9 protein-coding genes are annotated in these 6,933 nt (G+C 62.6%); 6 read left to right on the plus strand and 3 right to left on the minus strand.

All coding sequences use genetic code 11. The features are described 5' to 3' along the window. A partial coding sequence (locus RMO81_RS03495) for an amidohydrolase (RefSeq protein WP_310474353.1) occupies positions 1–1,236 on the minus strand: 1,236 nt, incomplete at its 3' end. 60 nt (positions 1,237–1,296) lie between these two features. On the opposite strand from RMO81_RS03495, the gene plsY reads away from it, so the two are divergent. The 5 genes from plsY to RMO81_RS03520 are packed head-to-tail and all read left to right on the plus strand — an operon-like array spanning position 1,297 to position 3,709. Then, positions 1,297–1,881, plus strand: coding sequence for a glycerol-3-phosphate 1-O-acyltransferase PlsY (gene plsY, locus RMO81_RS03500; protein WP_310474354.1), 585 nt, complete (start codon positions 1,297–1,299; stop codon positions 1,879–1,881). Further along, positions 1,878–2,975, plus strand: a complete 1,098-nt coding sequence (gene dprA / locus RMO81_RS03505) for a DNA-processing protein DprA (RefSeq protein ID WP_310474355.1) — start codon at positions 1,878–1,880, stop codon at positions 2,973–2,975. The genes plsY and dprA overlap by 4 nt, the downstream gene beginning before the upstream one ends. Positions 2,976–2,997: 22 nt before the next feature. After that, positions 2,998–3,213: a DUF4926 domain-containing protein gene (locus RMO81_RS03510; protein WP_310474356.1), complete on the plus strand. Its 216-nt coding sequence runs from the start codon at positions 2,998–3,000 to the stop codon at positions 3,211–3,213. Beyond that, positions 3,210–3,542 carry a DUF6883 domain-containing protein gene (locus tag RMO81_RS03515; RefSeq protein WP_310474357.1) on the plus strand — a complete coding sequence of 111 codons (333 nt, stop codon included), beginning with the start codon at positions 3,210–3,212 and terminating at the stop codon, positions 3,540–3,542. Before RMO81_RS03510 ends, RMO81_RS03515 begins: the two co-directional genes overlap by 4 nt. Next, positions 3,539–3,709, plus strand: a complete 171-nt coding sequence (locus RMO81_RS03520) for a hypothetical protein (protein ID WP_310474358.1) — start codon at positions 3,539–3,541, stop codon at positions 3,707–3,709. The genes RMO81_RS03515 and RMO81_RS03520 overlap by 4 nt, the downstream gene beginning before the upstream one ends. Positions 3,710–3,872: 163 nt before the next feature. Here the strand turns inward: RMO81_RS03520 and RMO81_RS03525 are convergent, their stop codons facing one another. Both RMO81_RS03525 and RMO81_RS03530 read right to left on the minus strand, forming a co-directional pair. Next, positions 3,873–4,085, minus strand: a complete 213-nt coding sequence (locus RMO81_RS03525; RefSeq protein ID WP_310474359.1) for a hypothetical protein — start codon at positions 4,083–4,085, stop codon at positions 3,873–3,875. Positions 4,086–4,094: 9 nt separating this feature from the next. Further along, complete coding sequence (locus tag RMO81_RS03530; protein ID WP_310474360.1) at positions 4,095–5,234, minus strand: GAF domain-containing protein; 1,140 nt, start codon at positions 5,232–5,234, stop codon at positions 4,095–4,097. Positions 5,235–5,308: 74 nt separating this feature from the next. On the opposite strand from RMO81_RS03530, the gene topA reads away from it, so the two are divergent. Continuing rightward, on the plus strand, positions 5,309–6,933 hold a 1,625-nt coding region (topA, locus tag RMO81_RS03535), incomplete at its 3' end, for a type I DNA topoisomerase (RefSeq protein WP_310474361.1).

Genomic DNA, 6,933 nt, shown 5'->3' on the forward strand with positions numbered 1-6,933 from the left:
AAAGCCCCAGGTCTGCCAGATAAAACCGGGATCGCTGCCGGTCGTAACGCGCCCACCCATATTCTTGTAATCATTCACCAATTGCATGTATCGCGTATAGAATCGCCGCCATTCATATTCGCGCTCGCTGGTCCAATCGAAGAAATAGCTGCCGTGGTTATCGCGGTTCGATTCAAAGAACCCGGTCAGGCTCGGCAGCGTATAGCGATCGTGCCATTCGGCCCGCTTGGCACGCATCAGATCGCGGCTGGCGCTGTAGATGTTGAAGGTGGGATCGAACACCACGCCGCTGGCCTTCTGCGCCTTCAGATATTCCACCCACTCCGGCCCGCCGGGTTCATGGATCTGGTTCCAGATCTCGGCGATGCCGCCGAAACGCTTCTGCTCGTCGTTGAAGTTATAATCGGCCGGCGTGTCCTGCACCCGCCGCCCATCGAGCAGGCTTTCGAAATGCCCGTAAAAATGGGTGATGCTGCCCAGCCCGGCAGCGGCGGCATCGCGGGCGTTGAACTCGGCGATGTTGGGTTGGCTGAGGTGCGCGACCGTGCCCAGGCCCAGTTTCTTCGCTTCCGCAATCGCGGCGCGGTCAATCTCTGGCGTCTCGTCCCCGCGGTTGAAGAACTTGATGCCGTCGATGCCAACGCTGGCGGCCCAGCGCACCCATTCGCGCGCCTTTTCCGGCGTCGTCACTCGCCCGCCCTTCCAGCCGGCGCTCTCACCACTGCCCAGCGTCTGATACACATACAGGCGCGGGCTCATAATGGCGCCGGCGGCAGCGCGCTTCTTCTCATCCAGCGCACGCGCCGCATCATCGCCATACAGCGGCATCCCGCGCACCGTCGTCACCCCATGCGCCAGCCACAGTTTCCAAGCATAGCTGGGGTCGTTCATCTTGTCGGGGTCACCATTGTGGCCGTGCATGTCCACAAAACCGGGCAGCACGTACATGCCGGTGGCGTCGATTTCCCGCGTCGGATTGGCCGGCGGGCGATTGGCGCGCATCGGCAGTCCGGGCGTGCCGGCAGGGCGAATATCGGTGATTTTTCCGCCGTTGATGATGATATCAGCCGGGCCTTGTGGCGGCCCGCCGTTGCCGATGATGATGGTCGCACCCCTGATCACCAGCGTTTCATAGGGCCCGGCAGCCATGACGGTGTCGCGCGGCGGCGTCGGCTTCATCTGAGCAGCAGCGCTGCTGGCCAGCAAACCCACGGCAATGGCGATCAAGGCTTTCATGCATTCCCCCCTGTTACCCGCAGCATAGACGCAGCCCGGCCCGCCCGCTAGGCTGCGGCTATGGATTGGATTCCCGTCACCATCGGCTATTTCCTCGGCTCGATCCCGTTTGGGCTGCTGCTCACGCGGATGATCGGTATCGACATTCGGCAGGTGGGCAGCGGCAACATCGGCACCACCAACGTGCTGCGCACCGGCAACAAGCCGCTGGCGGCGGCAACCCTGCTGCTCGATGCCGGCAAGGGCGCGGCGGCCGTGCTGATCGGCCGCGAACTGGGCGGCGAGACGGCAGCAATTCTGGCTGGCACCGCCGCCTTCATCGGCCATTGCTTCCCCGTCTGGCTCAAATTTCGCGGTGGCAAGGGCGTCGCCACCATCCTGGGCATCACCTTCGCCGCGGCACCCCTGGCCGGTGTCATCGCGCTGCTCACCTGGCTCGGCGGCGCCTTGGTCACGCGCTATTCCAGCGTGGGCGGCATGCTGGCCGCCATCGCCTGCCCATTGGCGGCCTGGGCGGTGCGAGACAATATCGGCTGGGCCATCCATCTGGCACCGCTCGCGGCGCTGCTGATCTTCCTCCACCGCGACAACATCGCCCGCTTGGCAAGCGGCACCGAATCCAAGATCGGGCAAAAGGCCAAATGAGCCTGCCCGGTGACGCGGTCTTTCGGCTGCGCCTGATCCGCACCGATTCGATTGGCCCAGTCACCTATCGGCAGCTCATCGCCCGCTTTGGCGATGCGCAAACCGCGCTGAAGGCGCTGCCCGATCTGGCCCGGCGCGGCAATCGCAGCCTTGCCCTGCACCCCGAATCCGAAGCCCTCGCCGAACTGGAAACCGCAGCCCGGCTGGGCGCGCATCTGCTCTTCCTCGGCACCCCCGATTATCCCGCTCTGCTGTCGGGCACCGAAACCGCCCCGCCGGTGCTCTATGCCCGTGGAGACCTCGCCCTGCTCGATCGGCAGGCGGTGGCCATCGTCGGCGCCCGCAACGCCAGCGCGGCGGGTATCCGCTTTGCCCGGCAACTGGCGCTGGATCTGGCAGAGGCGGATTATGTCGTCGTTTCCGGCCTGGCGCGCGGCATCGATGCGGCGGCGCATCAGGCCGCGCTCGATCGCGGCACCATCGCGGTGGTCGCCGGCGGGGTGGATGTCGCCTATCCGCCCGATCACGCCGATCTGATGGCGCGCATAGCAGAGCAAGGCCTGGTGATCGCCGAACAGCCGCCGGGGATCGAGCCGCAGGCCCGCCACTTCCCGCGCCGCAACCGCATCATCGCGGGGCTTTCCGCCGGCACCATCGTGGTGGAAGGCGCGCCCAAATCGGGCAGCCTGATCACGGCGCGCATCGCGGCCGATCTGGGGCGGGAGGTGATGGCCGTGCCCGGCTCCCCGCTCGATCCGCGCGCGCAGGGCTGCAACCTGCTCATCCGCGAAGGCGCCACGCTGATCCAGACGGCGGCCGACGTGCTGGAGGCGCTCTCCACGCTCGCAGGCCAGCCCGCGCTCCGCCTGAACGTCGCCGAGCCGCTCCCCCTGCCCGACTTCGCCCCCGCCCTCACCCCCGATCCGGCGGCCCGCGCGGCCCTGCTCGCCCTGCTCTCCCCCACGGCCGTACCCATCGACGATCTCATCCGCCTCACCAAACTGCCCCCCGCGCAAGTGGCGAGCGTGCTGCTGGACCTGGAACTGGAAGGCGCGCTTGTGCGCCACGCCGGGGCGCGTGTGGCGTTGGGGTGAGGAAAGTGCTATTTTTCAAGCCATGAACATCGCCCATTTCTCCGCCCGCCACAGGGCCACGCCCGCCGAACTCGATTCGGTGCGGCTGCGTGTGGACGTTGTGGCCGATGGCATCACCATCCCGGCGGGAGCGGAGGGCGTGGTGGTCGCGGTCTATGGCGATGGCAAGGCGTGCGAGGTGGAATTCATCGCGCCTGTGCACGCCGTGGTAACGGTCGAGCTCAGCCAGATCGCATGACCCGCCTGCCCGGTGCGGAGGCCGCGTTCGTCGATCCGCGCAAGATCAGCGCATATCTGCTCAATGCCGCCCACCCCCAGAACGGCGGCAAGGCGCGCTTCTTCCGCGATCACGGCTTTGCCGCCGATACCCTCGCCGCCAGCCTGGCCGATCACCGGCAGCGCCAGCCCGTCGCCCACGAACAGGCCAACCCCCACGGCCGCAAGTTCGTGGTGCACTGCGCCCTGGCCTCCCCCGATGGCCGCGACCCCTGCATCACTAGCGTGTGGATCATCGATGCCGGCGACGTCCGGCCACGATTGGTGACGGCCTATCCGAAGGGCGCGTGAGCGCCCGCGCGGCGCTGCTCGCCCTGCTCTCCCCCACGGCCGTGCCCATCGACGATCTCATCCGCCTCACCAAGCTGCCGCCAGCGCAAGTGGCGAGCGTGCTGCTGGACCTGGAACTCGAAGGCGCGCTGGTGAGCCACGCCGGGGCGCGGGTGGCGTTGGGGTGAGGCCGCGTAAACAATCAAGATCCGCGAGGCTATCTTGGTGATTGTGTCCACTGCGATGGCTAGACTTGCGAGCCGGATTATCTGGAATACGAATATGCCGCTGTAGAAATCTTCAACCGCCAGATTACATGACCTGACCGTTCAAAGAGTTCATGTTTAGCTGCTATTTAGTCGCCTTAGACAACCCGCCAGAGCGGCTGCTGTACGGCTTTGCCTGCCCATCAATGATTCTGGATAGGCGGTAGGCCGCCTCACCCTTGCCACGAGACAGCACGTAAGCTGCACTCGATTTTGACACCACGCGTTCACGGGCGGCAACTTTTACCGTAACATTTCCGGTCGCTTCACCGCGAGCAGCTGTTGGATTGCTTGCCATGCCGAGAATCTAGGGCATCTCAGGCGTATTGGCAAGGAGCCTCCAGTGGAAGAGGTGGGCTAGCACCTGGGCAGCTTGGGCGACCACCGCTTTATTCTCTTCGTGAAAGCGACCCGCCACGTTGCTTGTGACAACTAGCACTCCGAAGCGGTGCGGATTTGGTTGAACGTCCAAAACGATCGGTGCCGAAACGAATGAGCGATAAACAGCTTGATCGTAATCCCTGACATTGCTTGCACTCGGTGTGAGGAGCATCGCCGCATCATCGCTGGTCAAATCGTTTGTAAACAGGATTCGCTCTTGCATGAAAGCAGAACCAACATGGCCGTCCCCAGACCTCCAACTACGTGGCTCATTGTCACCTGAAGGATGATCGCCGGATCTTTTCCACCAAACTGGCTCTAATAGGCCGCTTGATTCGTTGAACCCGTAAACAGATGTGCTCCAAATTTCTCCGTACTCGAAGTCAAAAAGTATCCCGGCGGCGTCCATCATCGGTGATATGGCTATCTGACAGGCCTCACGGAAAGAATCTTCATTTGAGGGACTTAAAACAGCAATCATTCCCTGAAATGTTGACCAATAGGCACCTAGTAAATTGACGGCTTCAAGTTGTGCAATATAGTCATCACTTTCCGATATATGTTCAATCATATATTGATGAAGTTCTTGTAGTTCTGTATTTTCTAGGTGCAACTCTGGCAGTGTATCTGCATACTGCATAGTTAAAAAATATAATACGATCTGAAATAAAATTGTAATCACGACTACCGCCCAGAAGATTTCGATACCAGTCTTTAGCGGGTCTGCGACGCTCAGCCACACACCGATAAACGCCGGCAGCAATAGTATCGCAAGAAAATTTATCAGTCGATTTTGTGAGCGTATCGCGCGCCTAAACCGTACTTCCGAAGGAGGGAGTGTCGAAGGGAGATTTTCGTTGCTCATCGTGCTACCAAAATTAGCGCTTTCTTCGCCACTTTCAAGCAGATTGCAGTTGGACGCAGCGCCAGACCAAATACAAGAAGGCAGGAAGTTCGACCAAAGTGAGCCCAGCCCTTGTTGGGAGTGGCAGAAACACAACTCTGAAAGGTGAATGGCGACCCCGACCAATGTAGCTTCAATTCGGCAGGCCTGAACGAAGGCCATTGCCTGCGACCCCTGTCCCCTTGACGCCCCTCGCTCCGGCCCTCCACCCTCGCGCGTATACGTGAGGGACTCTAATGCAACTCGTTATCGTTGAATCGCCGGCCAAGGCGAAGACCATCAACAAATATCTCGGCAGCAGCTATGAGGTGCTGGCCAGTTTTGGCCATGTGCGCGATCTGCCGGCCCGCGACGGCTCGGTGGACCCCGCCCAGGATTTCGCCATGGCGTGGGAGGTTTCGGCGGATCGTTCCAAGCAGCTCGCTGCCATTCGCGAGGCGGCGAAGCGGGCGGACAGCGTGATCCTGGCGACTGACCCTGATCGCGAGGGGGAGGCGATCAGCTGGCATTTGCTGGAATGGCTGAAAGACAAGCGCGCGCTGCCACCCGGGGGCGCGAGCCGGGTGACGTTCAATGAAATCACCAAGGCCGCTGTCACCAAGGCCATGCAGGCGCCGCGTGATCTGGATCAGCCGTTGATCGATGCCTATCTGGCGCGGCGCGCGCTGGATTATCTGGTGGGCTTCACGCTTTCCCCGGTGCTGTGGCGCAAGCTGCCTGGCGCGAAGAGCGCGGGCCGCGTGCAATCGGTGGCGCTGCGCCTGGTGGTGGAGCGCGAACGCGAGATCGAAGCGCACGTGGCGCGCGAATATTGGCGGGTCGAGGCCGAGATGATTGCCCCCAATGGCGCCACCTTCAAGGCGCGGCTGGCGGTGCTGGATGGCAAGAAACTGGCGCAGTTTGATCTGGACAATGCTGCAGCCAATGCTGCGCGGGAAGCCATTGAGAAGAATGGCTTTACTGTGCGCACGGTGGAGACCAAGCCGGTGAGCCGTAACCCGGCGCCGCCGTTCACCACATCGACCCTGCAACAGGAGGCTTCGCGGCGGTTGGGATTTAGCGCCAGCCACACCATGCGGGTGGCGCAGAACCTGTATGAAGATGGCCACATCACCTATATGCGGACCGACGGCGTGCAGATCGCCGGCGAAGCCATGGCCGCGGTGCGCGACATGATCGCCCGCGATTATGGCAGCAAGCCCGAAGTGCTGCCCGAAAAGCCGCGATTTTATGCGACCAAGGCGAAGAACGCCCAGGAAGCGCACGAAGCCATTCGCCCGACCGATTTCTCGCGCCGTCCGGGCCGGGGCGATTCGGATGCGGAGCGGCTGTATGCGCTGATCTGGAACCGGACCGTTGCCAGCCAGATGGCCAGCGCCCGGCTGGAACGCACCACCGTCGACATGTTTGACGATGATGGCCGCCACGGCCTGCGCGCCACTGGCCAGGTGGTGATCACGCCGGGGTTTTTGACGCTCTACACCGAAGGACGGGATGAACCCGCCGAGGACGATGACGACGGCGCCCGCCTGCCGCGCCTGGCTGGCGGCGATCGTTGTGCGTCCAAAACTGTGGAGGCGATCCAGAGCTTCACCGAACCGCCCGCGCGGTTCAGCGAAGCGACGCTGGTGAAGAAGCTGGAGGAGCTCGGCATCGGGCGACCCTCCACCTATGCCAGCACACTGCAGACATTGCGCGACCGGGCCTATGTGCGGGTGGAGAAGAACCGATTCTTTGCCGAGGAAAAGGGCCGGCTGGTCACGGCGTTTCTGGAGCGATTCTTCACGCGATATGTGGAGTATGATTTCACCGCCGACCTGGAAAGCCAGCTGGATGATGTGTCGGCCGGCGATGCCAGTTA

The sequence above is a fragment of the Sandarakinorhabdus sp. genome (genome assembly GCF_031422795.1).
Lineage (GTDB): Bacteria > Pseudomonadota > Alphaproteobacteria > Sphingomonadales > Sphingomonadaceae > Sandarakinorhabdus.